This is a genomic window from Rhodopseudomonas faecalis, assembly GCF_003217325.1.
GTDB classification, from domain to species: Bacteria; Pseudomonadota; Alphaproteobacteria; order Rhizobiales; family Xanthobacteraceae; genus Rhodopseudomonas; species Rhodopseudomonas faecalis.
In genome coordinates, this window is sequence record NZ_QJTI01000021.1 from 1 (window position 1) to 26,852 (window position 26,852).

At 64.0% G+C, this 26,852-nt stretch carries 21 protein-coding genes and 1 tRNA gene; 14 read left to right on the forward strand and 8 right to left on the reverse strand.

From position 1 onward, the window contains the following. Positions 1-304 precede the first annotated feature (304 nt). The 5 genes from BJ122_RS14800 to BJ122_RS14820 form a co-directional block, all read right to left on the reverse strand. A complete protein-coding gene (locus tag BJ122_RS14800; RefSeq protein ID WP_110781963.1) occupies positions 305-2,548 on the reverse strand; it encodes a transglycosylase domain-containing protein in 2,244 nt (747 codons plus the stop codon). 140 nt (positions 2,549-2,688) lie between these two features. After that, positions 2,689-3,972, reverse strand: coding sequence for a family 4 glycosyl hydrolase (locus tag BJ122_RS14805; protein WP_110781964.1), 1,284 nt, complete (start codon positions 3,970-3,972; stop codon positions 2,689-2,691). A 340-nt stretch (positions 3,973-4,312) separates the two neighbouring features. Beyond that, positions 4,313-6,805: a S8 family peptidase gene (locus BJ122_RS14810; protein WP_110781966.1), complete on the reverse strand. Its 2,493-nt coding sequence runs from the start codon at positions 6,803-6,805 to the stop codon at positions 4,313-4,315. 3 nt (positions 6,806-6,808) lie between these two features. Beyond that, positions 6,809-7,810: an AAA family ATPase gene (locus BJ122_RS14815; RefSeq protein ID WP_110781968.1), complete on the reverse strand. Its 1,002-nt coding sequence runs from the start codon at positions 7,808-7,810 to the stop codon at positions 6,809-6,811. Between the two features lie 367 nt (positions 7,811-8,177). Further along, the gene (locus tag BJ122_RS14820; RefSeq protein ID WP_110781970.1) at positions 8,178-9,671 is read right to left on the reverse strand and encodes an NAD-dependent succinate-semialdehyde dehydrogenase; all 1,494 of its coding nucleotides are present in this window, start codon (positions 9,669-9,671) and stop codon (positions 8,178-8,180) included. A gap of 295 nt (positions 9,672-9,966) precedes the next feature. Between BJ122_RS14820 and BJ122_RS14825 the strand changes: the two genes are divergently transcribed. Together BJ122_RS14825 and BJ122_RS14830 are read left to right on the forward strand one after the other, a co-directional pair. Continuing rightward, positions 9,967-11,154: a serine hydrolase domain-containing protein gene (locus tag BJ122_RS14825; protein ID WP_110781972.1), complete on the forward strand. Its 1,188-nt coding sequence runs from the start codon at positions 9,967-9,969 to the stop codon at positions 11,152-11,154. Positions 11,155-11,317: 163 nt separating this feature from the next. Then, entirely contained in the window at positions 11,318-13,012 is a 1,695-nt protein-coding gene (locus tag BJ122_RS14830; RefSeq protein ID WP_110781973.1) for an AMP-binding protein, read from the forward strand. 253 nt (positions 13,013-13,265) lie between these two features. Here the strand turns inward: BJ122_RS14830 and hisN are convergent, their stop codons facing one another. Both hisN and BJ122_RS14840 read right to left on the reverse strand, forming a co-directional pair. Then, positions 13,266-14,045, reverse strand: coding sequence for a histidinol-phosphatase (gene hisN / locus BJ122_RS14835; protein ID WP_110781974.1), 780 nt, complete (start codon positions 14,043-14,045; stop codon positions 13,266-13,268). Between the two features lie 513 nt (positions 14,046-14,558). Next, positions 14,559-15,443, reverse strand: a complete 885-nt coding sequence (locus tag BJ122_RS14840; RefSeq protein WP_110781976.1) for an N-formylglutamate amidohydrolase — start codon at positions 15,441-15,443, stop codon at positions 14,559-14,561. 265 nt (positions 15,444-15,708) lie between these two features. Here BJ122_RS14840 and cpdR point away from each other — a divergent pair, with 265 nt between their 5' ends. The 3 genes from cpdR (at position 15,709) to BJ122_RS14855 (ending at position 17,144) form a co-directional block, all read left to right on the forward strand. Next, a complete protein-coding gene (cpdR, locus tag BJ122_RS14845; RefSeq protein ID WP_011662157.1) occupies positions 15,709-16,068 on the forward strand; it encodes a cell cycle two-component system response regulator CpdR in 360 nt (119 codons plus the stop codon). A 64-nt stretch (positions 16,069-16,132) separates the two neighbouring features. Next, positions 16,133-16,207 (forward strand) — tRNA-Val (locus BJ122_RS14850). Between the two features lie 148 nt (positions 16,208-16,355). After that, positions 16,356-17,144 (forward strand): hypothetical protein, encoded by a 789-nt coding sequence (locus BJ122_RS14855; protein WP_110781977.1) that lies wholly within the window; start codon positions 16,356-16,358, stop codon positions 17,142-17,144. Between the two features lie 190 nt (positions 17,145-17,334). Here the strand turns inward: BJ122_RS14855 and BJ122_RS14860 are convergent, their stop codons facing one another. Beyond that, a complete protein-coding gene (locus tag BJ122_RS14860) occupies positions 17,335-18,336 on the reverse strand; it encodes an adenosine kinase (protein WP_110781979.1) in 1,002 nt (333 codons plus the stop codon). Between the two features lie 135 nt (positions 18,337-18,471). Here BJ122_RS14860 and murJ point away from each other — a divergent pair, with 135 nt between their 5' ends. From murJ to BJ122_RS14905, 9 genes are all read left to right on the forward strand, one after another. Continuing rightward, positions 18,472-20,025: a murein biosynthesis integral membrane protein MurJ gene (gene murJ, locus BJ122_RS14865; protein WP_110781981.1), complete on the forward strand. Its 1,554-nt coding sequence runs from the start codon at positions 18,472-18,474 to the stop codon at positions 20,023-20,025. A gap of 140 nt (positions 20,026-20,165) precedes the next feature. Further along, positions 20,166-21,212 (forward strand): tryptophan--tRNA ligase, encoded by a 1,047-nt coding sequence (trpS, locus tag BJ122_RS14870; RefSeq protein ID WP_110781982.1) that lies wholly within the window; start codon positions 20,166-20,168, stop codon positions 21,210-21,212. Between the two features lie 170 nt (positions 21,213-21,382). Then, positions 21,383-21,877 carry a universal stress protein gene (locus BJ122_RS14875; RefSeq protein ID WP_110781984.1) on the forward strand — a complete coding sequence of 165 codons (495 nt, stop codon included), beginning with the start codon at positions 21,383-21,385 and terminating at the stop codon, positions 21,875-21,877. Positions 21,878-22,032: 155 nt separating this feature from the next. Next, a complete protein-coding gene (locus BJ122_RS14880; RefSeq protein WP_110781986.1) occupies positions 22,033-23,667 on the forward strand; it encodes an ABC-F family ATP-binding cassette domain-containing protein in 1,635 nt (544 codons plus the stop codon). Positions 23,668-23,760: 93 nt separating this feature from the next. Continuing rightward, entirely contained in the window at positions 23,761-24,327 is a 567-nt protein-coding gene (locus tag BJ122_RS14885; protein ID WP_110782069.1) for a NifU family protein, read from the forward strand. Between the two features lie 110 nt (positions 24,328-24,437). Continuing rightward, on the forward strand, positions 24,438-25,133 hold the full coding sequence (gene tsaB, locus BJ122_RS14890; protein WP_110781988.1) for a tRNA (adenosine(37)-N6)-threonylcarbamoyltransferase complex dimerization subunit type 1 TsaB: 696 nt from the start codon (positions 24,438-24,440) through the stop codon (positions 25,131-25,133). A gap of 25 nt (positions 25,134-25,158) precedes the next feature. After that, positions 25,159-25,647 (forward strand): ribosomal protein S18-alanine N-acetyltransferase, encoded by a 489-nt coding sequence (gene rimI / locus BJ122_RS14895; RefSeq protein ID WP_027278748.1) that lies wholly within the window; start codon positions 25,159-25,161, stop codon positions 25,645-25,647. A 57-nt stretch (positions 25,648-25,704) separates the two neighbouring features. After that, positions 25,705-26,142 (forward strand): Fur family transcriptional regulator, encoded by a 438-nt coding sequence (locus tag BJ122_RS14900; protein ID WP_037268324.1) that lies wholly within the window; start codon positions 25,705-25,707, stop codon positions 26,140-26,142. After that, positions 26,139-26,813, forward strand: coding sequence for an HAD family hydrolase (locus BJ122_RS14905; RefSeq protein WP_110781989.1), 675 nt, complete (start codon positions 26,139-26,141; stop codon positions 26,811-26,813). Before BJ122_RS14900 ends, BJ122_RS14905 begins: the two co-directional genes overlap by 4 nt. The last annotated feature ends 39 nt before the right edge of the window (positions 26,814-26,852 follow it).

Below are 26,852 nucleotides of genomic sequence, written 5' to 3' on the forward strand. Positions count from 1 at the left end.
ACAACTTCAGACCTCACCAGGCCCTCGGCGGCAAAACCCCCAAGGACTTCGCCACCAACAAAACCATTCGATCAACGAATTAGTGAACTCGCACATCAATGACCGTCATACCCGCGCTTGTCGCGGGTATCCACGTCTTAAAATCGCTGCAAGATCAAAGACGTGGATGGCCGGGACGAGCCCGGCCATGACGTGCGGATCGGTTGGTATCAATCGCCGTTGGTATTAGGCACCGTGAGTGTTTTCTGACGAGAACCGATGATGGGTTTTGCGGCGAGCGCTAACACCGCCTTCGATCAACCGATCATCGCCCGAACAGCCGATCGACCAGCCAGCCATCAAGCCCGCTAGCCGCTTCCGGCCGCACCGGCGCGGCGGGGGCACGCGCCGGCGTGCGGTTCGCCGCGGCACTTTGCGCTGGCGGATAGTTCGGCGCGCCATAGCCGCCCTGCGGCGCGCCTGAATTGGTATTGCCGGCGTCGCTGACCACGCCGCCCTCGCCGCGCGGCGCGCTGCCCTGCGCCATCGCCGGCGCCATCGGGCTCCAGCTCACGCCGGCGCCGGGCAGCGGCACCGGGGTCTGGCCCTGATGGGCGGCACGCATGAACCGGGTCCACACTTCCACCGGCAGCCCGCCGCCGGTGGCTTTCTTGGTCGGCGCGTTGTCGTCATTGCCAAGCCAGACGCCGGTGACCAGCCGTCCGGTAAAGCCGATGAACCAGGCATCGCGGAAATCCTGGCTGGTGCCGGTCTTGCCGGCCACGGTCCAGCCCGGGATATCGGCCTTGCGTGCGGTGCCGGAGGTGATGGTCTCCTGCATCATGGTGTTCATCATCGCCACCGCGCGCGCATCGACCACCTGGCCGAGCGGATCGTCCTTGCGGGCATAGAGCAGCCGGCCGTCGGCGGTCTTGATCTGCTCGACCACATGCGGCGTCACGCCAAGCCCGCCATTGGCAAACGGCGCGTAGGCGCCGACCAGCTCGGTGAGCGTCACCTCCGAGGTGCCGAGCGCGATCGAGGCGTTGGCCTCCAGTTTTGACGCGATGCCGAGCCGATGCGCGGTGCGCACCACATTGGCCGGGCCGACTTCGAGTCCGAGCCGCACCGCCACGGTGTTGAGCGACTGCGCCAGCGCCTGGGTCAGCGTCACCGCGCCGAGATATTCGTGCGAGTAGTTTTCCGGCCGCCAGCCCTTGATGTCGAGCGGCGCGTCCTGCCGCGTGCTGTCCGGCGTCAGCCCGGCTTCGATCGCGGTCAGATACACGAATGGCTTGAACGCTGAGCCCGGCTGGCGCTTGGCGGTGACCGCGCGGTTGAACTGGCTGTCGGAATAATTGCGGCCGCCGATCATGGCGCGCACCGCGCCGTCTGGCGTCATCGCCACCAAGGCGCCTTGCGTGACGTTGAACTTCACGCTCTTGGCGGCCAGCTCATCGATGATCGCCGCTTCCGCCACCGCCTGCAGTTTGGGATCGATCGAGGTCTGCACCACGATGTCCTGGTCGATCTGGCCGACCAGATCATCGAGCACTTCGCCGATCCAGTCGGCGACGTAATTGATAGTGCCGGCGCCCTGCGGCTGCACCGTTGCGGATGGATGCGCGCTCGCCACCTGCGCCTTGGCGCTGGTGATGAAGCCGGCCTCGGTCATCGCCATCAGCACAGTTTTGGCGCGGCTCGCGGCGCCTTCCGGATTGCGGTTCGGCGCCAGCCGCGACGGCGATTTGACGAGGCCCGCCAGCATCGCGGCTTCCGCCAGCGTCACGTTCTTGGCCGGCTTGCCAAAATATTTTTGCGCGGCGGCTTCGACGCCGTAAGCGCCGGAGCCGAAATAGACCCGGTTCAGATAAAGCTCGAGAATCTCGTTCTTGGAGTGCTTGCGCTCCAGCCACAGCGCCAGTTCCAGCTCCTGCAGCTTGCGCTGGATGGTGCGTTCCTGGGTCAAGAACAGGTTTTTGGCGAGCTGCTGGGTCAGCGTCGAGCCGCCCTGCGACACGCCGCGATGCATGATGTTGGCGACCAGCGCGCGCGCGATGCCGGCCGGGTCGATGCCGAAATGATCATAGAAGCGCCGGTCTTCGATCGCGATGAACGCCTGCGGCAGATAGGGCGGCAGTTCCTTCAAGGCGACGTTGCTGCCGACCATCTCGCCGCGGGTGGCGAGCACGCTGCCGTCCATCCCGACGATCTGAATGGTCGGCGGCCGTTTCGGAATCTCCAGCGACTGGATCGCGGGCAGATGGGCGCCGACATAGATCAGCACGCCGACCAGCCCGATCACCGCCCAGATGCTGGCGACCGCGCCCCAATAGATCATGCGGTACAGCGCGGTGCCGATATGGCCGCGCGATTTCTTCTTCGCGCTCTTGCGCGGCGCCGGCTTGGCCTCAGGCTTTTTCTTCGGCGCCTCGACCTTGGGCTTGATCAGCTTTTCATCGGGCGGCCCGATGCGATCCTGCAGCGACAGCTTCAGGTTCGATAGCGGCGACACCGGGTCAAACCGGGGTTCGCGCCGCGCGCCGCCTTTCTTCTTGCCCAACGCCATCCGCACAACGCCCGCACCCGAAGGCGGCAGCTTAGGCGCCGGGTTTTAAGGGCAGGTTAAGCGAGGGTTAACAAGCAGTTGCGTTAACTGGGTAATCGCTTGTGAACTCAATCTGTTAACCAGTGCGCACCGCGCTGGTTTCAGGGCACGCAGCGGCGGATATAGGGCTGGTTGATCTCCCACAGCTCGTCGAGCAGCCGCTCGGCGGCGACGGCGGAATTGACCACCGGGTCGATCAGCAGCGCCTGCAGCGCCAGTTCCTTGGAGCCATGCACCGCGGCTTCGACCGCGAGCTGCTGCACCCCGGCCTGCATCGCCATCAGTTTCGCCACCGGATCGGGCAGCGGCCCGAGCGACACCGGATGAATGCCGGCGGCATCGGCGACCACCGGCACTTCGACCGCAAGATCACCCGGCAGATTGGGGATGGTGCTGCGATTATAGACCACGCCTGCTTCCAGAAAGCGCTTCTGGTTATGCAGCACGCCGGCGATCACCGCGCCGCCGCGCTCGCCGGATGGTTCAGTGAACCAGCTCGGCATCGGTGTGCTGCCGGCTAGCACGCCGTCGACCAGCGTCACGAACTCGCCGCGCCAGCGCTCATCGCCGGCAAAATCATAGCCGTGCTCGCCGGCTTCCCAGCCATAGGCGAAGTATTCGCCAAGATGGTCGTCGCTGCAGGTCAGCCAATGACCGAATGCCCGGAACAGCCGGCGCGTGAACGGCGCGTAGTTTGGATCGAAATCGCGCTCGGCCGCGCGCAGCCGCGGATAGAGGTCCTCGCCGCTGGCGCGGTCGCGGATCTGCATCAAACATTGGAAGTGATTGAGCCCGGCTCCCCAGACATCGACCTGATCATGAGGCAGCCCCATGATATGCGCGACCGCATCGCGCCCCATGAAGATGCCATGGCACAGCCCAATGCAGCGGATTTTGCTGTAGCGGCCGAGCGCCATCACGATCCGGCTTTCCGGATTGGAGAAGTTCAGGAACAGCGCGTTCGGGCACAGCTCCTCCATGTCGCGCACGAAATCGAAGATCAGCGGCAGCGTGCGCAGCGTGAAGAACAGCCCGCCCGGCCCGCCATTCTCGCCGAGCGTATGGCGGATGCCGTATTTCTTCGGGATTTCGAAATCGAGCTTCCATAGCCGGTTGCGATCGATCGCAGTGGCGTTGACCACAAAATGCGCGCCATCGAGCGCCGCGCGGCGGTCGGTGGTCTGTTCGATGATCAGCCCGGCGCCGGTTTTCTGGTTGAGCAGTTTGGCAAGCTCGGTGGTCTTGGCCAGCGTCTGCGGATTGCGGCCGACCAGCGTCAGCGTGCAGCCGCGCAGCGCGTCGCTGGCAAACAGATCGCGCATCATGCTCAGCCCGAACGACATGCTGCTGGCGCCGAGAAATACGATTTTGGCAGGAGCGGTCATGATCAAAACCCCGCGTCGGACCGGAGTGGACCGGGGCAGGGTGACGGCTTCGCGGCACACGGGCAATCGAAACGATCAAGCGCCGCGCGCTACGCTGCCTTGCAGCGCGCGGTGCATCCGCGACCCTTGTTGCGCGCGATCATCAGCGTCGCAACGAGGGCCGCCTGATGCGTGTTATTTGAGGCAAATCGTGCCGACACGCGGAGAACGAGTCACCTAAGGGATTGCGGTAGCCCAAGTCGGGTAAACAGCTTCGAGTCGACTAACACACCAAGAGCGAGTTGATTCGCTGGGGGGCAGGGCGACCTGTCCGACGAAGCCCCCTTCGAGGGCGCACTTGTTAGGCGGGCGTCAGATCCGTTTCGATCTCCACGACTGGGACATCGATGAGTGCTCTGATGGGCGTATAAAGGTCAACATCGACATCCAGGGCCTTGAGGCTCACGATCAACGAGTATCGGGTCTGCCTATTGACGTATTCCCGCGCACGATCACGCCACCAGCCGTTGATGGGCTTGATGCACAGCATGTCGCGCCCGAGCAGTTCTATCGCTGGTCCAGACCAGACGTCGCAGTGGAGGGAGCCTGCTGAGACGCTGTTCGGGCCGAGAAGCCAGCGGTTGTCATCCGGCTCGACGCGAGGCCCCCGGCGCGAGTCCTCCCGTTCGGCTGCGTTGACCCGCTGCTTGAAGGTATCAAGCGACTCGCCCTTCCGCTGAAGGTCAAAACGAAGCCCGTGCGACTGATATCGTTGCGGTTCGATATTCGCTGAGAGACCGGGATTCGGCTCAATGAAATATGAGAGCGTCACCTTCAGATCGACTGGCTTGTTTTCCAGCTGTTCCAGCACTTCGGCCGGGATTGGGAGCTTGTAGTAGTGGCATTCGTTGAACTTCCGTTGCCCTTGAAGCTTGAAAGGCTGGATCGTTGCCTGGGCGAACATCGCCAGATGGTTCTTGGCAGACGCCGTCGCGCGATCGTAGTCGGGGACACCATAGCCAAATCGCCGAATGATCTCGTATTTCTGTTTCTTGCCGCTGGCCTCCCGAAACATCTCAAGCATCGGCTCTGTCCATTCAGCGCTATGGACGATCAGGCCTCGGATCGTTTCCGGCCAGTAATCCGGGTGGTCTGCGACGATTTGAGCGGCGAGCCGGGCGGCCTGGGCGGATGCCGCGCTGGTCGCCTGAAACGGCACCAAAGGCATGCGGGTCATGTCGCTGCCCGTAGAGAGCAGTGACAGCGAGTCAAACGTCAGCGCCTCGGACTTTGCTGGATTCGTGGCTCGGTTCCCGGCCTCCATCACGATCTCGGGCTTGAATGGGGCGCGGCCCTGCGGCCATGCAACACTCGTTCGGCTATGCGGACTCAGCTCACCCGCGTTCGCGATGGGTATCCAGTCTTCATAATCCCGTTCTCGGACTTCAGTCAGGTCGGTATACCCTCCGACCGTCAACGCGTTCCATGCCTGCGCAGGATCTTCGATGGGACAATCATCCTGCGGCTGCATGCTGGTCGGGTCCGTCTCTGCTGCCATGTTGCCCGCGGCAACAACGATCAAGCGCCGCGGCGCATCTTGCTCATCGCCGGTCATCGAGGCGGACGCCGCTTGGTCGATCGCGGCGCTCCAGCTCGATGGTGTGGAGCCCGAAACTTCTAGATTGCTCACTGCCATGCAAAAAACACGGGGCCGATCCGGAGCGGCGATCTCAGGCAACGAGATCGCTTGCTGGGTCAGCGCGCCGTAGCTTGCGGGATCGTTTTCGTCGAACCTGTCGGGCGGCAAGATCTTTACCGACTCCACTCGATGCCTGAGCGTCCTCTCGGACATGTCGCCGAGCGCGGCCGTCAGATCTCCGTGCAAGATCATCCCCGCCATTGCGGTGCCATGGCCCTGGGGATGATGATCGCTCGTTCCCCAGTCGGTTTCGTTGAGTGAATGAAGATCGCTTTCCGAGAGTGCAGGCTCGATCAGCGCGTGGCCTCGGTTGACACCCGAATCGAAAAGACAGACTGCTGGCGCATCTGTGCCAGGCCAGACGATCCGGCCGGCCAGTTCATCAGACCATTCGTGCTGCTCGGCGCGTACGTCATCCAGGAAGAAAACCGGGTTGTCCGTAGCGCGCCGTAATTCGGCAATCGCCGCTGTCATGAACAACATCAGCTCGATCGTTGCGCGGGTAGCCAATACGGGAATGACGGTCACGTCGGGAAAATAGAGCCTACGGTCCTTGTTGGCTGCGCGAACGCCCAATCGCGCGCACGCATCTTCGACGGTCTCTTCGGCGCAGGGCCAACACCAGAGTGCCCACCACATTTGGTGGTGCGGATCAGCGGGTAAAGACGCTGGGTTGTCTGTCCAGAAGGTTTCCAGTCGCGCGGTCCGGAATGCCTCGATGGCTTCGACCAGCGACTTGTTCGGCGGATTGCCCGCCTCCGCCGTTACCGGGCCATTCACATAGTCATCAAGGATCTTAGCAAAGACCGCCTTCGATTCGTCCGGCACAAACACGGCGATTGTTCGTTCGTCACGATCGTCGACTTTCGCCGCGCTTGAACGGATGTTGTCGCTCTTTCGGTCGAGCTTTTCTGGATCGGTGCCACGTCGTAACTGAACCTCAATGATGGAGGTGGTTGGAGTGGGCAGCCGGTCGTCCCGGGGACGCGATTCTTCCGCCAGCCTCATAGCAGCCTCCAGCTCGCCCTGCAGGCGGCGGCCATGCTCCTCTCGGATGCGGGACGCTATATTGCCACCAGAACCGCTACCGGCGTACTCCTTTCGCGATCGGAAGCGATCAATCTCGATGTGGGGAAGCTTAAAGCGCGACGCCATTCATTATGGGCCTTTTGACTCTGAAAATGCATTGCGCATCGAATGACGTTCGGTAAGGCGTTCCAGAAGATTGCCGGTGGTGAGATGATTGCGTTCGTCTAGGATGGCGGTCTTGATCGCGTCGTCGATCGCTCGAACGATCTCGGACTGACTAAGGCCAGCGGCCATCTCGACGATTTTCTTCCAGTTCGGCTTCGAAATCTTCATCGCCCCGAGATTGGCGCCTATCAGCTTACGAACCTGCTCCGGAGTGGGCTCTTCAAACTCTAGGACTTGGTCGTATCGCCGAAGGAGTGCACGATCCAACAGTTTGGGGTGGTTGGTCGAGCAGATGATGACGCTATCGGTCGCGTTGTCTTCCTCCATGAACTGGAGGAATGAATTGAGAACACGCCGCATCTCGGCCACATCGTTGGTCGCTGTTCGATGACCGCCCACCGCATCGAATTCGTCGAATAGATATACCGCTCGCCGTTTTGCGGTCTCATCAAAAATAAGGCGGAGCTTTGCGGCTGTTTCCCCCATGTACCGAGTAATCATGGAGTCGAGCCGGATCACGTACATCGGCAGATGCAGTTCGCCTGCGAGGGCCTCGGCGGACATGGTCTTGCCGGAACCCGGGGGGCCAACGAATAAAATCCTGCGGTTGGGCGCCTTTCCGTGTTCGTGCAGCCAGTCCCGCTTGCGTTGTTGACGAAGGATGTCATTGGTACGTGCGAGCAAACCTTCGTTAAGGACCACGTCCTTGAGCTTGAAGCGCGGCTGACGAAGCTCCAGGAGCCCTTCAAGACTTCCCCGCGGGGTTGCGAAGGGAATTGCGACTGAGGCTCCGCGCGCCTCTTTTGAGCGTGCCTTATCGACCTCTGCCCGCAGCTCTTCCGCGACCTCACGGTGACCTTGGCGCGCCTCGGCGGCCGCGACCTGGAGAGCGATGGAGAAGAATCTTTCTTCATCGCCTGCCGCGCGACTGCGCAGCATCGCAAGGATTTGCTTGGTGCTAGACACCGGACATGCCTCTCAAAGTTCCATTGATCCTACACCAAGGAGACGGATCAACGAATGGGATTTTATAGCTAACGTCCGCTTGTAGGCTGTTATGCCACCGTGGGCACCAGACCATATAACCCCGGCGGCAAACGTCACGTCGTAATCTGCCGCCGGGTACTAGGGCTGTTACGCCGGCGTAGCGCTTAGGTCAGCGGCCTCAGAGGCGTCTTGCCAGGGCATGGCCATGATTTCGATGGCGTTAACCGAAGCGCCGCCCCCAGGGGAGAGCTATCTCAAACATCTTCACGTCGTTGCGGAAGAGGAAGACCCGCGCGGAGCGCACTCCCGCTGATTCGGAAACATTAACGCGTGTCTCTAACGCCCCTCAAATCCCGGCCATCATCACGTATTTGATTTCGACATACTCATCGACGCCGTGATGGCTGCCTTCGCGGCCGAGGCCCGACTGCTTGACGCCGCCGAACGGTGCGACTTCGGTGGTGATCAGTCCGGAATTGACGCCGACGATGCCGCATTCCAGCGCCTCGGCAACGCGCCACACCCGGCCGAGATCGCGCGAGTAGAAATAGGACGCCAGCCCAAACGACGACGCATTGGCGAGCTTGATCACCTCGTCCTCGTCCTTGAAGCGCAGCACCGGCGCCAGCGGCCCAAAAGTTTCCTCATGCGCCACCAGCGCGTCGGCGCGCACATCGGCAATCACGGTCGGCTCGAAGAACGTGCCGCCGAGCGCATGACGCTTGCCGCCGGTCACCAGCCGCGCGCCGCCTTGCAGCGCGTCGGCGATGTGGCGTTCGACCTTGGCGACCGCGTCGGGAGTGATCAGCGGGCCCTGGGTGACGCCCGGTTCGGTGCCGTCGCCGACCTTCATCGCCGCGACCTTGGCGGCGAGCTTTTCGACGAAGGCGTCGTGCACGCCGTCCTGCACATAGATGCGGTTGGCGCACACGCAGGTCTGGCCCATGTTGCGATATTTCGAGACCATCGCGCCTTCCACCGCGGCGTCGAGATCGGCGTCATCGAACACGATGAACGGCGCATTGCCGCCAAGCTCAAGGCCGAGCTTCTTCACGCCGACCGCGGCCTGCCGGTACAGAATCTTGCCGACCTCGGTCGAGCCGGTGAAGCCGACAAAGCGCACGGCCGGATGTTCGCAGAACACCTTGCCGATCGGCGGCGCATCGCCGGTGATGACGTTGAACACGCCCTTGGGAATGCCGGCGCGCTCGGCGAGCACCGCCAGCGCCAGCGCCGAAAACGGCGTCTCGTCGGCCGGCTTCAGCACCACGGTGCAGCCCGCGGCCAGCGCCGGCGACACCTTTCGGGTCACCATCGAGGACGGGAAATTCCAAGGCGTGATCGCGCCGCACACTCCGATCGGCTGGCGCAGCGCGATCAGCCGCGCGTCGGGGCGCTGGGTCGGAATGGTCTCGCCATAGATGCGGCGGGCTTCCTCGGCAAAAAATTCGACATAGGCGCCGCCCATATCGACCTCGCCGAGCGCTTCGGGCAGCGGCTTGCCCTGCTCGCTGGTCAGGATCAGCGCCAGATCCTCGCGATGGGCGACGATCAGCTCGAACCATTTGCGCAAAATGTTGGAGCGCTGCTTGGCGGTGAATTTCGACCAGGTCGCAAAGGCCTGCTCGGCGGCTTGCACGGCGCGCACCGCATCATCCGCGCTCAGATTCGGCACCCGGCCGATCTGCTGTCCGGTGGCCGGATTGCTGACCACGGTCGCCGGCGTACCGACCCAGGCACCGTCGATCAGGCACGCTTCGCGCAGCAGCGCCGCGTCTTGCAGGCGATCGCGCAGCGCGGTCTGAGAGGCTGGCGAGCGGGCGGCGGCAGTCGGGGGCATTGGATCACCTTCTCAGGAGTTCAGTCGCGGGCTCTTACCGAGGTTACAGCGCAACACCCGGCTCTTGAGCAAGTATAGGGGCATCTGGCGTGCTTCGCACCGACCCCGCATTGTCACATCGGCGTGTGGCCGATCGATGTATAAAGCCGGCGCAGGCGATCGGTGCGCGGCGGCGCGGCTGAACCAGCGATGTGCATTGCCGAATGCGCGACTTTGTCGCTCCAACCAACAGCCGCCTTGCCTGACTCGCTTGCCGGCGAAACAATGCCGCGCTTCAAGAACAGGGAGGACGAACATGCAAAACAGAGCAAACATCGACGAGTTGTTGCAACAGAGTTGCGATCGCGGGGAAATCCCCGGCGCGGTCGCGATCGCGGCCAACTCCACGGAGGTGTTGTACGAAGGCGCATTCGGCAGGCGCGATCTTTCGAAGCCGCAGCCAATGACGGCCGACAGCGTGTTCTGGATCGCGTCGATGACCAAGGCGATCACCTCAGCGGCGGCGATGCAACTGGTCGAGCAAGGCAAGCTCTCGCTTGACGAGCCGATCGGCAAAGTGCTGCCCGATCTCGCCGAGCCGCTGGTGCTGGATGGCTTCGATGCCGGCGGCAACCCGATCACACGGCCGGCGAACGCCCCGATTACGCTGCGGCAACTGCTCACCCACACCGCCGGCTTCTGCTACGACATGTGGAACGGCGATATGGTGAAGTACATGGAGCGGTACGACATCCCCGGCGTGCTGCGCTGCCGCGAAGCGGCACTGAAGGTGCCGATCATGTTTGACCCCGGCGCGCGCTGGGAATACGGCATCAGCATCGATTTCGTCGGCCGGGTGGTCGAGGCGGCGAGCGGCGAGCGGCTCGATGCCTATTTGCGCGACCATGTCCTTGACCCGCTGGGTATGGCCGATACCGGTTTCCGGATCACCGACGCGCAACGCGAGCGGTTGGTCGCGGTCCATTCGCGTGGCGCAGACGGAACGCTGGCGCCGATTTCGTTCGAAGTCGATCAGGAGCCAGAATTCATCATGGGCGGCGGCGGGCTGTACGGCACCGCTGCCGACTACCTCAAATTCACCCAGATGATTCTGAACAAGGGGCGCGGCAACGGCAACCAGGTGCTGAAGCCGGAGACCGTGGCGTTGATGGGCCTGAACCACATCGGCGATCTCAACGTCACCAGACTGAATTCGGTGATCCCGTTTGCCACCAACGATGTCGACCTCTATCCCGGCATGGACAACAAATGGGGGCTGAGCTTCCTGATCAACACCGCGACCACGCCTGAAGGTCGCAGCCCCGGCAGCCTGGCCTGGGCCGGTCTCGCCAATACCTACTATTGGATCGACCCCACCCGCGATGTCTGCGGCGTGATTCTGATGCAGGTTCTGCCGTTTGCCGATAGCAAGTGCCTGGCAGCTTTCGCGGGCTTCGAGCGCGCCATCTATGCTGGTCTCGACGCGGCTCAGAAGGCAGCCTGATTTTTTTGCGAAATGCGCCGGCGGGGCTCGACAAGCTCCGCCGGCAGCGCAACCATCAAACGAATATAGTCGTTTCGACCAATGACGCGGTCGTTTCGACCAAAATAACAAAAATCAAGTGAGCCGGCCGATCAGGTCCGGTTAAAGGCGAGGAACCAAGGACGTGACCGATAAGACCGTCAGCTATGTGTGCGGCGTTTCCGACGCGCCGCTTCTCGGCATCACCATTGGGCAGGCACTCGATCTGGCGGCGCAGCGCTGGCCCGATCGCGAAGCGCTGGTCTCGCCAAGCCACGACACCCGCTGGACCTGGCGTGAATTCGCCGATCGCGTCGATGCGCTCGCGTCCGGCTTTTTGGCGCTCGGCCTTGAGCGCGGCGCCCGCATCGGCATCTGGTCGATGAACCGTCCGGAATGGACGCTGACGCAATTTGCCGCGGCTAAGGCCGGGCTGATCCTGGTCACCATCAATCCGGCCTATCGGCTGAGCGAGCTGGAATTCGCGCTTGCCAAAGTCGGCTGCGCGGCGGTGGTCACCGCCACCGCGTTCAAGACCTCGCAATATATGGAGATGCTGAACACGCTGATTCCGGAGCTGGCGAGCGCGACGCCCGGTGCGTTGCAGTCGCAAAAGCTGCCGAATCTGCGCGCGGTGATCCAGATCGGCGGGCCGAAATGCCCCGGCACCATCGCGTTTGATGACGTCGCGCAGATGGGCAGCGCACGTCACCGCGAAGCGATCGTCAAGCTCGGCGAACAATTGCAGTTTGATGATCCGGTCAACATCCAGTTCACCAGCGGCACCACTGGTTCCCCTAAGGGCGTGACGCTGACCCACCACAACATTCTCAACAACGGTTACTTCGTCGGCCGCGCCATGCGGCTCACCGAGATCGACCGGATCTGCATCCCGGTGCCGCTCTATCATTGCTTCGGCATGGTGATGGGCAATCTCGCCTCGGTCGCCACCGGCGCCACCATGGTCTATCCCGGCGAGGGCTTTGATCCGCTGATCACGCTGCAGACCGCATCGCAGGAGAAGTGCACCGCGCTTTATGGCGTGCCGACCATGTTCATCGCCGAGCTTGATCATCCGGAATTTGCCAGCTTCGATTTGTCGACGCTGCGCACCGGCATCATGGCCGGCGCGCCCTGCCCGGTCGAGGTGATGCGCCGCGTCAACGAGCTGATGAACATGCGCGAGGTGACGATCGCCTATGGCATGACCGAGACCAGCCCGGTCAGCTTCCAGAGCGCGGTCGATGATCCGCTTGAGCGCCGGGTGTCCACGGTCGGCCGCATCCATCCCCATGTCGAGGTCAAGGTGATCGACCAGGAAGGCCGCATCGTGCCGCGCGGCGAGCGCGGCGAATTGTGCACCCGCGGCTACAGCGTGATGCTCGGCTATTGGGGCGAGGCGGAAAAGACCGCCGACGTGCTCGACAAGGCCGGCTGGATGCACACCGGCGACCTTGCGGTGATCGACGAGGAGGGCTTTTGCAACATCGTCGGCCGCATCAAGGACATGGTGATCCGCGGCGGCGAAAATCTCTATCCGCGCGAGATCGAGGAATTCCTGTTCCGGCACCCCAAAATTCTGGACGTGCAGATCTTCGGCGTCGCCGACGATCGTTTTGGCGAGGAATTGTGCGCCTGGGTCCGGGTCCGGCCGGGTGAAACGCTGTCCGCCGACGAGGTGCGCGCGTTCTGCCAGGGCCAGATCGCGCACAACAAGATCCCACGCTACATCGAGTTCGTCGAAGGTTTCCCGATGACGGTGACCGGCAAGATCCAGAAATTCGCGATGCGCGAAAAGGTCGAAGCCAAGCTCGGGCTTAAAGCCGCCAAGACCGCCTAGCCATCAAGGTGTGGTGTCCACCGCCATGCCTAGGACGTGGCATCGAGTGCGACAGCCGCCCAGCGGCTGAGCGCGCCGGAAACAGTGCTCCCGTCTTTCTATCCCTCCCCCCGCGGAGCGGCGGGGAGGGTCGGCGCATAGCGCCGGGATGGGAGGCTTTGCGCCGCTAAAGGATCAAAGACGTGGATGGCCGGGACGAGCCCGGCCAAGACGTGTGGAGGGGGACTGCCAAGCGCCGTTGGCTGACGCTGCCTCAGCTATTCAGCAATTTCAGCGCCGCTTCGTGCACGCGCGGATCGCTGGCGGCGATGATGCGGCCGCCTTGATAGGCCGGCCCGCCTTCCCAGGTGGTGATGATGCCGCCGGCGCCGATGATGATCGGGATCAGCGCCGAGACGTCATAGGGTTTTAGCTCGGTCTCGATCACCAGATCGATCTGCCCGGCGGCCAGCATGGCGTAGCAATAGCAATCGCCGCCATAGCGCGTCAGTCGCACCTGGGACTCGACCCGGCCGAATGTGGCGCGGTCGGCGTCGTTCATCAGCCGCGGGCTGGTGGTGAACAGCACCGCATCCTGCAGGCCGGCGCAGCGTCGCACCCCGAGCTTGCGCTCGCCGGACGGGCCACGGTAGCTCGCCGCCTTGTTGTCGCCGGCGAACCGCTCGCCGATATAGGGCTGGTTCATCATGCCATAGACCGGCACGCCGCGATGGGTCAGCGCGATCAGCGTGCCCCAGATCGGGAAGCCGGCTATGAACGATTTGGTGCCGTCGATCGGATCGAGCACCCAGACATATTCGGCGTCGGTGTTCTCATTGCCGAACTCCTCGCCGACAACGCCATGCTGCGGGAAGCTCTCCTTGATCAGCCGGCGCATCACCGCCTCGGCGGCGCGGTCGGCCTCGGTGACCGGATCGAAGTCCGACCGTCCCTTGTTGTCGATGGTCAGGGAGGTTCGGAAGAACGGTAAAATGGTCTCTCCGGAGCAGGTGGCTAGGCGTCCAATGAAGGCAGAGATATCGATGACCGTCACGGCGGCTCCTGTCAGACCGGTTGAGCTGGCGAATCCTGCATAGTGCGGAACGCGTTCCGTTGCATCCCCCTTGCATCAAATCCGCCGGTTCCTCTGACCGGAACCCGCGCCGCCGCCTTTCGGGTTGGCTTTCATTCGGTTCGACCTGGGCACCAACCGAGTGGTTGTAGCAAGCCGAAGTACGCGCGATGCCAAACGCCAATTTGTCGCGGAAGGTCCATAATTGTCTGATTAAGCTCGGAAAACTACTGATTTGAGCGCGTATTGCAGAACTCAGCCATGCGCCGGTCGCATGGGAAGGGCCGCAAAAGCCCTTGCCTTTTGTGCGTCGCGATCGCATATTGTTGCGGTGCGGTAGCGCCTTGCGCTATCGCTGCCCTCCTTGGGCGTTTCCTCCCTAGACTTGGGCCGCTTGCCTTTGCGAGCGGCCCTTTTTTCTTTTCAGGCCTTCTTAAAGCCCTCTGCAGACCCGATTCCCGGCCGCGCCAACGGCGCGCGCGGCAAGGCTTGAGCCTATTCGGCCGCCGCCTGCATGGTGCCGAGATCGCCCCACGGCACCTCGGCCAGCGCTTCCGCCAGCAGCGCAAAATCGTCGATCACGTCAGAAAATCGCTCGCTGCGCTCGCGGCGCCGCTCGTCCATATAGATCGCGCGATTAAGCTCGACCTGCACGGCATGGGCGCCGTGCGCCGGGTTGCCGTAATGCTCGGTGATGAAGCCGCCGGCATAGGGCCGGTTGCGGCCGACCGAATAGCCGCGCCCGATCAAGGTCTGTTCGACAATGTCGGACACCAGCGCCATGCAACTGGTGCCGTAGCGATCGCCGATCACCACATCGGGGCGGCGCGGCTCATCGCGCGACAGCCCGACCGAGGGCATCGAATGGCAATCGACCACAATCACCGTGCCGAACGTCTCAAAGGTCCGGGTCACCAGCTTGCGCAGCGCGCGGTGATACGGCTTGTACAGCGCCTCGATCCGGCTGATCGCGTCATCGACGCTGATCCGCTCGCGATAAATTTCCTGGCCGTCGGCCGCGACCCGCGGGATGGTGCCCAGCCCGCCCGCGACCCGCATCGAGCGGGTGTTGGCAAAGCTCGGCAGCCGGCCGACGAACATGCGCGGATCGAGTTCATAGGGCTCGCGGTTGACGTCGATATAGCAGCGCGGGAAATGCGCCTGCATCACCGGAAAGCCGCGATCGACCAGGCCGCGGATCAACTCGTCCATGAACGAGTCCTCGGAGCGGCGCAGCGCCTCGAGATCGATGCGCGTGGTCTGCAAAAAACTGTCGGGATAGACCGAGCCGGAATGCGGCGAATTGAAAATGATCGGCGCGCGCCACACCCTGGGCTCCAGGATTTCGAAGGCAGGCGATTGACCGTCGAATGCCGCCATCGTCCGTCGTCGTCCCTAAATTTGGATGTGGTGACCGGCGCGCCCGTCCCGGCGCAGCCATGGCATGATTGTCAGCAATCCCGGGCCTCGTGCCAAGCGAATAAATTCCAACTGCGACTGGAACCCGTGGACCGGTCGTTGGTTCCGGGCTGCTGGCAGCGCGCGGCAGACCTGTGGGTATGCAGCCAAACCTTCACCCGAAATTTACCAAAGCACCGTCTAGTGGTGACCTATCCCTCTCATCCGAGTTTGACGTCCAGCCGCCATGCACAAGATCCTTCTCGCTGAAGACGACAACGACATGCGCCGATTCCTGGTCAAGGCGCTGGAAAACGCCGGTTTTCAGGTGTCCTCGCACGACAACGGCCTGGCCGCCTATCAGCGGCTGCGCGAAGAACCGTTCGAGATGCTGCTCACCGACATCGTGATGCCGGAGATGGACGGCATCGAGCTGGCGCGCCGCGCCTCCGAGCTCGATCCGGACATCAAAATCATGTTCATCACCGGCTTTGCCGCTGTGGCGCTCAATTCCGACTCCGAGGCGCCCAAGAACGCCAAGGTGCTGTCCAAGCCGGTGCACCTGCGCGAGCTGGTCAGCGAAGTGAATAAGATGCTCGCTGCATAAATCTTCTGTCATGATCCTTGCCTGACCGCTTCGGAGCCGATATACGGTCCGCACCCGTTGGTCAGGGCGCGTAGCTCAGCGGGAGAGCACCTCGTTGACATCGAGGGGGTCACAGGTTCGATCCCTGTCGCGCCCACCATCCTGACCGGCCAACTGGCCAAAATCCCTCCACTTTTCAGCATTTGGACGCTAGCCTAGCGCGCGTATCCGGCCGCTGCCGAGGCGTCTGCAGGCGTTTTCGCCGTGCGCCGCCGTCTGGCGCGGGTCGGGCCAGACTGGGACCGCCTATGCCGACAGAACCCCGCCTGATCGAATCGGCCACCTCACGGCGTTTTGCCGTCACCCGCGATTGGATCGGCCGGGTCACGTCGCTGTTTCACCGCCTGACCTTCCGCATCAAGCGCGGCGCCACCCCGGCCGAGACGCTGCAGGAAATCGGCCTGCGCTGGACCATCGACGACAAGTCGCGACAGATGCTGCTGCAATACGCCGCCACCAAGCCGGGCGCGGCGTTCATTGACGAAAAACTGCAAGCGATCAACCGCGCGGCGTTTCATCGCTCGGCATTCGTGTTCAATGCCCTGACGCAGTTTCTATTCGTCGATCTCGCCGCGCAGCTGACGCTGTCGCTGCCGACGCTGAAAGCGCTGGCGGTGCTGGCCAATCTGGTGCTGGCGCTGGTGGCGCATCTGGAGATGCGCAAAAATTTCAACGCACTGGTGGCCGGGCCCAACAAGCTGCCGAAGCGCCGGCGCTTCCTCGGGCTGATGGTCAACCCGAAATATAATCGCGCGGTGAAAAAGAGTTCTAAGCCCTATGCCCGCGCCGCCTGGAAGGAAAAGTCGCTGTACCGGCTCGGCTATTTCATCAATGCCGGCACCATCTTCCTCGGCTCGCAATTCATCGTGCCGCTCGAGCGGCTGATTTTCCCGATCGGCTTCATCACCGGCAAGATCACCGGGCTGTTCACGACGCTGGTGATCATTTTTGACGTCTGGCGCGGGGTACGGGCCGGCGAGGATTCCCGCCTGGCGCGCGAGCGCGAGGTCGCGGTCTATCGCAATCTCAATATTTGACGATTGGAGCGGGCCGAGCGCAATCCGCTCGGACCAATACCAATGGCTCAACCAACCCCTCCGCGCGTCCCCTCCGCGCGTCATGGCCGGGCTCGTCCCGGCCATCCATGTCTTTGAACTTGCGATGCTTTTAAGCGTGGATACCCGCGACAAGCGCGGGCACGACGGTCATCGCTGAGAGCCGGGGTGCTTACACCGGCAGGCCGTGCTGCTGCGCCAGCTCCTTCAGCGACACCTGCGGCCGGGCGCCGATATGCTGGATCACTTCGGCGGCGGCGAGCGCGCCGAGCCGGCCGGCATTCTCATAGCCGGCATTGCGGGCCAGGCCGAACAGGAAGCCGGCCGCGAACAGGTCGCCAGCGCCGGTGGTGTCGACCAGCTTCTCGATCCGCGCCGCCGGCACCAGCGTCACCGCGTCCTTGGCGACCACCGCGCAGCCCTTTTCGCTGCGGGTGACGACGCCGAGCCCGACGTCGTTTTGCAGCTGATTGAGCGCGCTGTCGAAATCGGAGGTCTGGTACAGCGAGTGCAGCTCCGATTCGTTCGCGAAGATCAGGTCAACGGTGCCGCTGCGCATCAATTCCAGGAATTCGTCGCGATAGCGATCGACGCAGAACGGGTCGGACAGCGTCAGCGCCACCTGGCGGCCGGCGCCATGGGCGATCTGCGACGCCTTCAGGAATGCTTCCTTGGCGTTCTTCGGGTCCCACAGATAGCCTTCCAGATAGATCAGCGCCGCGGCGGCGATCTGCTCGGGATCGATATCGGCCGGGCCAAGGTCCTGCGCGGCACCGAGATAGGTGTTCATGGTGCGCTCGCCATCCGGCGTGATCAGGATGTAGGAGCAGCCGGTGGCCGGGCCATCGCTGGCCGGCTTGGTGTCGAAGGTCACGCCCGCGGCGCGGATGTCGTGGCTGTACAGCCGGCCGATCTGGTCATTCTTGACCTTGCCGACATAGGCGGCGCGGGCGCCTAGGTTCGCCAGCCCGACAATGGTGTTGGCGGCCGAGCCGCCCGACATTTCGGTGGCCTGGCCCATATCGGCATAGATCGCCGCGGCGCGCGCTTCGTCGATCAGCGCCATGCCGCCCTTCGCCATGCCGTGCTTCACCAGGAAGTCGTCTTCCGCCCGCACCAGCACGTCGAACAGCGCGTTGCCGATGGCGAGGACGTCGTATTTCGCAGAGGTCATGGGGGTGTTCCGTTGAAAGCGGGGGGCAGCAACAGCCAGCCAGAGCAGCCGGCAAAGCGCTGATTTGTCAATCGGGGCGGGGCGACCTATCACGTTCGCGGCCGCACCAGCAAGGCATCTCACCCCGAAGGTTACATGATCCGCTCGCTGCTTACCGTTTCCGGTGCCACGTTGCTGTCGCGCGTATTGGGCTTTACCCGCGACGCCTTGATCGCGGCGCTGCTCGGCGCGGGGCCGGTCGCCGACGCCTTTCTGGCGGCGTTTCAGCTGGTCAATGTCGCGCGCCGGCTCCTGACCGAGGGCGCGCTCAACGCGGCGCTGGTGCCGGCCTGGATGCAGGCCAAGGCGGCCGGCGGCGCGGCGGCGGCCGCAGCGTTCGCCGGGCGGGTGCTTGGCACCGTCAGCGTGGCGCTGGCGATCGTGGCGGCGCTGATTGCGCTCGCGATGCCGCTGGTGATTGCACTGGTGGCGCCCGGTTTTGTCGGCGAGCCGACGCTGCAGCTTGCGGTCGATAATGCCCGGCTGATGCTGCCATATCTGGCGTTTGCCGGGCCGGTCACGGTGCTGATGGGCGTGCTCAATGCCCAGCACCGCTTTGCGCTCACCGCCTTCTCGCCGCTGCTGTTCAATCTGGCGCTGATCGGCGTGATGATCGTGCTGCTGCTGTGGCCGCGCCAGGCCGCCGAGACCGCTTTGTTGCTCGCGGCCACGGTCGGCATCGCCGGGCTTTTGCAATTGCTGATGCTGGTTTGGCGGCGCGGCGCGGCGATCGCGACGCCGCTGCGGGTCTCGTTCGATGCCGCGATGCGCGGTTTTCTGCGCCGCGCGCTGCCCGGCATGGTCGCGAGTTCGGGGCCGCAATTGCTGATCGTCGGCGGCGCGGTGATCGCGTCCGGCGCGCCGGCAGCGGTATCCTGGCTGTATTTCGCCAACCGGCTGATCGAAACGCCGCTCGGCGTGGTCGGCACCGCGATGGGCACCGTGCTCATTCCCGAACTGACCCGCGCGGTGCGCGAGGGCGACCGCGCCGCGATCGCCCATGCCGAGAACCGTGCGCTGCAACTCGGCGCCGGGCTGGCGCTGCCGGCGATGTTCGGGCTGATGGTGCTGAGCACGCCGATCGTGCAGGTGCTGTTCGAGCATGGCGCGTTCAGCGCCGACGACACCCGTTCGACCGCGCTGGTGCTGATGGCGTTGGCGCTCGGGCTGCCGGCCCATGTGCTGACCAAGGTGCTGTCGCCGGCGTTTTTCGCGCGCAGCAATACCTCGGCGCCGCTCGCCGCCACGCTCATCGGGCTGGCGCTGGCGCTCGCCACCGGCTGGCCGCTCGGCCTCGCGTTCGGCGCGGGCGGTATTGCCGCGGCGGTGGCGCTTGGCGCCTGGGGCAGCGCGTTCGTGCTGCTGTGGCGCGGCCGCGCGCTGTTTGGCCTTGGCATTGCCCCGGCGAGCCGGCGGCAATTGGCGCTGATCCTGCTGGCGTCGCTGCTGATGGCCGGCCTGTTGTGGCTGAAGCTGACCTATGCCTGGCCGCTGGTCGCCGGCGCCCATATCGCGATACAGGCGCTGGCGCTCGGGCTGATGATCGGCGGGGCGCTCGCGGTCTATGGCGGGCTGCTATTGCTGCTCGGCGTTGTCAGCCCTGCAAGGCTGGCCCGCGCCTTCCGGAAGCCTCGCGACTTGAGCCCTTAGTTATGACGCGTTTTCTTGACGCGAACCGGCATCCACTTCGCTCGAAAACGCTATAGGCTTGCGCCCTTAGCGCCTCCGTGGCACAGCACCGCCGCTGATGACATTGAAAAGGGCGCGAAGCGCGCGCAGGGACAGTGAAAATGACGATCGAAAGGGTTTTCTCCGGCATCCAGCCGACCGGCAACCTTCACCTCGGCAACTATCTCGGGGCGATCGTGAATTTCGTGAAGATGCAGGACAGCCATAATTGCATCTACTGCGTGGTCGATCTGCACGCCATCACCGTGCCGGTCGCGGTCTGGGGCGGGCCGGACGCGCTCCGCCGCAACATCCGCGAGGTTACCGCGGCGTTCATCGCCGCCGGTATCGACCCCAAGAAGCAGATCATCTTCAACCAGAGCCAGGTCGCCGAACATTCCGAACTGGCCTGGGTGCTGAACTGCATCGCGCGGCTCGGCTGGCTGAACCGCATGACCCAGTTCAAGGAAAAGGCCGGCAAGGACCGCGAGAACGTCTCGGTCGGTCTGTATGACTATCCGGTGCTGATGGCCTCCGACATTCTGGTCTATCGCGCCACCCATGTGCCGGTCGGCGAAGATCAGAAGCAGCATGTCGAGCTGACCCGCGACATCGCCCAAAAATTCAACAATGACTTTGCGGAATCGATCGCCGCGCAGGGCTTTGGCGAAGCGTTCTTCCCGCTGCCCGAGCCGGTGATCACCGGCCCGGCGACCCGGGTGATGAGTCTGCGCGACGGCACCAAGAAAATGTCGAAATCCGATCCGTCGGATTATTCGCGCATCAATCTCAGCGACGACGCCGACGCCATCGCCCAGAAGATCCGCAAGGCCAAGACCGATTCCGAGCCGCTGCCGTCGGAAGAACAGGGCCTGGAAGCCCGCCCGGAAGCCGACAATCTGGTCGGCATTTTCGCGGCGCTGGCCGGCAAGCCCAAGCCCGAGGTGCTGCGCGAATTCGGCGGCTCGCAGTTCTCTGAGTTCAAGTCCAACCTGGTCGATCTGGCGGTCGCCAAGCTGTCGCCGATCACCACGGAAATGAAGAAGCTGTCCGCCGATCAGGCCTATATCGACGCGGTGCTGGCCGATGGCAGCGAGCGCGCCCGGGCGATCGCCGCGGAAACCATGACCGGCGTCAAGGATATCGTCGGCCTGATTCGCAAGCGCTGAAGCGTTTCGGTTCTGATGAGGTCAGAACCGAAGCCTAGCTAAACTGGCGTTCACTTCACTCTAGAACGCAATCGAGACAGCTGCTCGCGGCGCTTGTCTCGGCAAGCGCCGCCGTGTCAGCATGGTGGGCGAGGCCGCGTGTCGCCGCCGGCCGTAATCGGGGGCGCTCGATGAGTACCCAGCGACGTTGCTACGAGCCTGGTCACAGGCCGAAGTGCCTCGTGGTGGTCGATGATACCGTAGAGTGGGACCGCGCGGTGTACTACGCCAGCCGCTGGGCGGTGCGCGCTGCGGGCGGCGTGGTGATGCTGCGCGTCATCGAAATGCTCGATCAGAACCAGCAATGGCTCGGCGTTGCCGAGGTGATGCGCGCCGAAGCGATTGAAGCCGCCGAAATCGCGCTCGACCGCGCTTCCGGGCGCGCCAATGGCGTCGCTGCGATCACGCCCGACCGGGTGATCCGCGAGGGTGACCCGCTCGAACAGATCCGCGACGTGATCGAGCATGACCCGGACATCGCCATGCTGGTGCTGGCCGCCAGCGCCGGCGCGGAAGGGCCAGGACCGCTGGTCTCGACGCTGGCGCGCACCGGCGGCTCGTTCCCGGTGCCGGTGCTGATCGTGCCCGGCCAGCTCGCCGACGCCGAAATCGACGCGCTGTCGTAACAGCGGTGCTCCGCAGCAGCGCCGGTTCGCATGCGGGCTTGTCTCGCGCCCGGATTGTCCTATTTTCCGTGCGGATCTTCGACAGGAGGTTGAACCCATGGATTTCCACCCGACAGCAACGCCGACCAGCCTTGCCACCGGAGAAATCCATTGCCATGCCCGCCTCGATCTCGCTTTCCGATCTTTCGTGGTCCACCCCTGACGGCCGAGCGCTGTTTTCCCACCTGACGCTGCAGTTTGGTCCAGGCCGCACCGGTTTGGTCGGGCGCAACGGGGTGGGCAAGACCACGCTTCTGAGACTGATCGCCGGCGAATGGATGCCGCAGTCTGGTCAGGTAAATGTCGTCGGGCGGCTGGCGATGCTGGATCAGACGTTGCAGGCCGGCGAGGACGACACCGTCGCCGATCTGTTTTGCGCCGCCGATGCGCTGGCGATGCTGCGCCGGGCCGCCGTCGGCGTGGCCGGCGCCGACGAACTGGCCGACCTCGACTGGACGCTCGAAACGCGGATTGCGCGGGCGCTTGGTCGCCTCGGTTTGAACCTCGCGCTCGATGCGCCGTTGGCGAAGCTGTCTGGCGGCCAGCTCACCCGGGCCAAGCTGGCGGCGCTGGTGTTCGCCAAGCCTGATTTCGCCCTGTTTGATGAGCCGACCAACAACCTCGACGATGACGGTCGTGCGGCGGTGATCGCGCTGCTGGCGGACTGGCGCGGCGGTGCGCTCGTCGTCAGCCATGACCGCGAACTGCTGGAGACGATGGATGCGATCGTCGAACTGACGTCGCTCGGTGCGACGAGCTATGGCGGCAATTGGAGTGCCTATCGCGCCCGCAAGGCGATCGAGATCGATTCGGCCCGACAACAGCTCGCCGATGCCGAACGGCGCGTCGGTGACCTGGCGCGCGCGGCGGTGATCGCGCAGCAGCGCAAGGCCCGCAAGGATCGCGCCGGACAAAGCAAGGCGCGGCGCGGCGACGAGCCGACGATCTCGCTGGGCCTGCGCCGAAACAGAAGCGAGAACACCGCCGGAGAAACCGCCCGGTTGGTCGAACGCCGGCGCGATCAAGCATTGCAGGAGGTCGCGGTGGCGCGCCAGCGGATCGAGATCCTGCAGCCGCTGCTCGTCGCGCTGCCGTCCACAGGGCTGTCGGCCACCAGGACGGTGCTGGACATCGATGCGGTCAGCGGCGGTTACGAGATAGGCTGTCCGATCATCGAGTCCTTCTCCCTGAAGCTGGTGGGGCCAGAGCGGGTGGCGATCTGCGGCCCCAATGGCTCCGGCAAGACAACGCTGCTGGCGCTGATCACGGGCCGGCTGCGGCCCTGGTCGGGGAGCGTCAGGATGAAAAGCGGCTTTGCCATGCTGGATCAGCAGGTCAGCCTGCTCGATCGGGCGGCGTCGATTCGCGGCAATTTCCTGAGAATCAACCCCGGTTCGGACGAAAACGGCTGCCGTGCGGCGCTGGCCCGCTTCATGTTCCGCGCCGACGCCGCGTTGCAGACGGTCGCAAGCCTGAGCGGCGGGCAGGCTTTGCGGGCCGGCTTGGCCTGCGTGCTAGGTGGCCCGTCGCCGCCCTCGTTGCTCATTCTGGACGAGCCGACCAACCATCTCGACATTGAGGCCGTCGAAGCGGTCGAGGCGGGGTTGCTGGGCTATGACGGGGCGTTGCTGGTGGTCAGCCATGATCCGGCGTTTCTGGCGGCGATCGGCATCACCCGCCGAATCCTGCTCGATGCCCCGAAAAGCGCGAACCTCCTCTCTGGCGAAGCCGGGCAGCGCCGCTTGCCTTGACCGTGCGTTTGCCAATGCCATCTGCTAAAGAAGCGCTCCATTCTGATGCGGCCCCCAAGCACCGGCCTTGAACCGGCGACGACGGAGAAACTGATGTTCATCCAGACCGAGCACACGCCCAACCCCGCCACCTTGAAATTCCTGCCCGGCCGCCCGGTGCTGGATTCCGGTACCATGGAATTTTCCGATCGGGCCGCGGCGGCGCGTTCGCCGCTGGCGGAGCGGCTGTTCGAGGTGCCCGGCGTCACCAGCGTGTTCTACGGCGCCGATTTCGTCAGCGTCACCAAGGATGACGGCGATTGGCAGCAGCTCAAGCCGGCGATCCTCGGCGCCATCATGGAACACTACATGTCCGGCGAGCCGCTGATGGCCGATGGCCGGGTCGATGGCGACGACACCCCGGAATCCGATGAGTTCTTCGACAAGGCCGACGCCGAGACCGTCGAGATCATCAAGGACCTGATCGAAAGCCGGGTGCGTCCGGCGGTTGCCAATGACGGCGGCGACATCGTGTTCCGCGGTTTCAAGGACGGCATCGTCTATCTGCACATGCGCGGCGCCTGTTCGGGCTGCCCGTCCTCGACCGCCACGCTGCGCCACGGCATCCAGAATCTGCTCAAGCATTTCGTGCCGGAAGTGCAGGAAGTGCGACCGATCTGAGCAGCAGCCGTGTCGCCGCGGATCGGCGTGTGCTCCAGCCTGTGTGCGACTGTCAGCAGCGGTATCACAGGGCATGACGTTGCAGTGACGATGCTGGTATAGTTGCAGCCATGCTGATCCTCGCTATCGATACCGCTCTTGAGGCCTGCGCTGCAGGGGTGCTGGACACCAGCTCGGCGTCCGTCATCGCCCAGCAATCGCTGGCGATGAAGCGCGGCCATGCCGAGGCGCTGGTGCCGCTGATCGCGCAGGTGATGGCGCAATCGGGCGTGGATTACGCCGCACTCGATCGCATCGCGGTCACCACCGGGCCGGGCAGTTTTACCGGGCTGCGGGTCGGGCTGTCGGCGGCGCGCGGCATTGGCCTGGCGGCCGATAAGCCGGTGGTCGGGCTGTCGACGCTGGCGGCCTATGCGGCGCCCTTGGTCAGCGACAACACCGGCACGCCGATCATCGCCGCGATCGATGCCCGCCACGATCATCTCTACTATCAGGTGATCGCCGGCGACGGCACCACGCTGCTGCGGCCGCGGGTGGCGCCGCTCGACGAGGTTTTTGACGCGCTCGAACATGGCGCGCCGCGGCTGGTCGGCAATGCCGCCGCCTTGCTGGCGCAGCGCTGGCCGGCCGATGCGCCGCCGCCGCTTTCGGTGCTTGATGCACCCGCGCCCGACATCGCCTGGGTCGGCTGGCTCGGCGCTGCGGTGTCGCCTGGCAGCGCCCCGGCGCGGCCGTTCTATCTGCGCGCGCCCGACGCCAAACCGCAATCTTCGCCGCTTCGTTTTGCTCCGCAGCCTCCTGCTTGACGATGATCGATAGGATTTAGCCGCCTTGCCGACGTCCTGGTTCGCCGAATTCTGGGGCTACGCCGATGTGCTGGTGGAAACCGCCACTTTGCGCGACGCAGCACGGCTCGCCGAGTTGCATGCGGTGTCGTTTGCACGCGGTTGGAGCGAGCAGGAATTCGAGGACATGCTCAGCGAGCGCAACACGATGGTGCATCGGTTGCGGCTCGGGCGGCGCATCATCGGCTTCATCGTGTCCCGGATTGGCGCCGATGAAGCGGAAATCCTGTCGATCGCCATCGATCCGGGCTATCGTGGCCGCCGGCTGTCGCGGGACCTGCTGCGGACGCATTTGCAGCATCTCGCCGGTCGCGGCGTGCGCACCGTGTTTCTCGAGGTCGAGGAAAACAATCAGCCGGCGCGCCGGCTGTACGATTATTCCGGTTTTGACGTGGTCGGACGGCGCGAGCGCTATTATCGCCAGCCGGACGGACAACAATTGAACGCATTGCTAATGCGACGCGACTTGTCGTAACAGTTGGTAAGTGGCAGAACTGCCCAAACTTTGACCTCTCTGATTACGTTGGATGCCATGCCCGTGCTGAAATCAACCGAGATCGAGGCGCGTTGCGCCGCCACCGGGATGCGAATGACCGAGCAGCGGCGGGTGATTGCGCGCGTGCTCGCGCAAGCCACGGATCATCCCGACGTCGAAGAACTGTACCGTCGTTGCGTCGCGATCGACGACAAGATCTCGATCTCGACCGTGTATCGCACCGTCAAGCTGTTCGAAGATGCCGGCATCATCGAGCGTCACGACTTCCGTGAAGGCCGCGCGCGCTATGAGCAGATGCGCGACAGCCATCACGATCATCTCATCAATCTGCGCGACGGCACGGTGATTGAGTTCACCAACCCGGAAATCGAGCAATTGCAGGCCGAAATCGCCCGCAAGCTCGGCTACAAGCTGGTGGATCACCGCCTCGAGCTGTATTGCGTGCCGCTGGACGACGACAAGCCGCGCGAGTGACGCCTAAGCTCGTCATCTTCGATTGCGACGGCGTCCTGGTCGACAGCGAGATCATCTCCTGCCGTGAATATGCAGCCGTGCTCACCGAGCACGGCTATGCCATTTCTGCCGATCAAGTGTTTGCGCGTTTTCTCGGCCGCTCTGCGCAGGATACCCGCGCTGAAGTCGAAGCCGAGCTTGGCCGCTCGTTGCCGGCGTCATTTCCCGATCGTCTGAAAGATCGGCTCAACGCCGCGTTCGCTGCCGAGCTGCAAGCCATCCCGCATATCAGCGCTGCTCTTGACGCATTGCGGCAGCCGGCCTGCGTGGCGTCGTCCGGCTCGCATGACAAGATCGCCAATAGCCTGCGGCTGGTCGGGCTGCATCAGCGCTTCGTGCCGCACATCTTCTCGGCCGCCGATGTTGCGCGCGGCAAGCCGGCGCCCGATCTGTTCTGGCATGCCGCGCAGCGCATGGGCGCCGCGCCGGCTGATTGCGTGGTGATCGAAGACAGCGTGTCCGGCATCCTGGCCGCGCGCGCCGCGGGTATGGTGGCGCTCGGCTTTTGCGGCGGCAGCCATTGCGGCAGCGGCCACGGCGCATTGCTGGCGCAGGCCGGCGCCGATCAGGTGTTCGCCGACATGAGGCAACTGGCTGCGATCATTGACGAGTTTTCGCTCTGCCAGGCCTAAGGGCCGCCCGCCAAACGGGGCCGCTGCTGGATTTCGCTG

Excerpts from the sequence above, each read along its gene's own strand:
- BJ122_RS14800 (WP_110781963.1), bottom strand. The coding sequence starts at position 2,548 with ATGGCGTTGGGCAAGAAGAAAGGCGGCGCGCGGCGCGAACCCCGGTTT.
- BJ122_RS14805 (WP_110781964.1), bottom strand. The coding sequence starts at position 3,972 with ATGACCGCTCCTGCCAAAATCGTATTTCTCGGCGCCAGCAGCATGTCG.
- BJ122_RS14810 (WP_110781966.1), bottom strand. The coding sequence starts at position 6,805 with ATGGCGTCGCGCTTTAAGCTTCCCCACATCGAGATTGATCGCTTCCGA.
- BJ122_RS14820 (WP_110781970.1), bottom strand. The coding sequence starts at position 9,671 with ATGCCCCCGACTGCCGCCGCCCGCTCGCCAGCCTCTCAGACCGCGCTG.
- BJ122_RS14825 (WP_110781972.1), top strand. The coding sequence starts at position 9,967 with ATGCAAAACAGAGCAAACATCGACGAGTTGTTGCAACAGAGTTGCGAT.
- BJ122_RS14840 (WP_110781976.1), bottom strand. The coding sequence starts at position 15,443 with ATGGCGGCATTCGACGGTCAATCGCCTGCCTTCGAAATCCTGGAGCCC.
- cpdR (WP_011662157.1), top strand. The coding sequence starts at position 15,709 with ATGCACAAGATCCTTCTCGCTGAAGACGACAACGACATGCGCCGATTC.
- BJ122_RS14855 (WP_110781977.1), top strand. The coding sequence starts at position 16,356 with ATGCCGACAGAACCCCGCCTGATCGAATCGGCCACCTCACGGCGTTTT.
- BJ122_RS14860 (WP_110781979.1), bottom strand. The coding sequence starts at position 18,336 with ATGACCTCTGCGAAATACGACGTCCTCGCCATCGGCAACGCGCTGTTC.
- murJ (WP_110781981.1), top strand. The coding sequence starts at position 18,472 with ATGATCCGCTCGCTGCTTACCGTTTCCGGTGCCACGTTGCTGTCGCGC.
- trpS (WP_110781982.1), top strand. The coding sequence starts at position 20,166 with ATGACGATCGAAAGGGTTTTCTCCGGCATCCAGCCGACCGGCAACCTT.
- BJ122_RS14875 (WP_110781984.1), top strand. The coding sequence starts at position 21,383 with ATGAGTACCCAGCGACGTTGCTACGAGCCTGGTCACAGGCCGAAGTGC.
- BJ122_RS14880 (WP_110781986.1), top strand. The coding sequence starts at position 22,033 with ATGCCCGCCTCGATCTCGCTTTCCGATCTTTCGTGGTCCACCCCTGAC.
- BJ122_RS14885 (WP_110782069.1), top strand. The coding sequence starts at position 23,761 with ATGTTCATCCAGACCGAGCACACGCCCAACCCCGCCACCTTGAAATTC.
- tsaB (WP_110781988.1), top strand. The coding sequence starts at position 24,438 with ATGCTGATCCTCGCTATCGATACCGCTCTTGAGGCCTGCGCTGCAGGG.
- BJ122_RS14900 (WP_037268324.1), top strand. The coding sequence starts at position 25,705 with ATGCCCGTGCTGAAATCAACCGAGATCGAGGCGCGTTGCGCCGCCACC.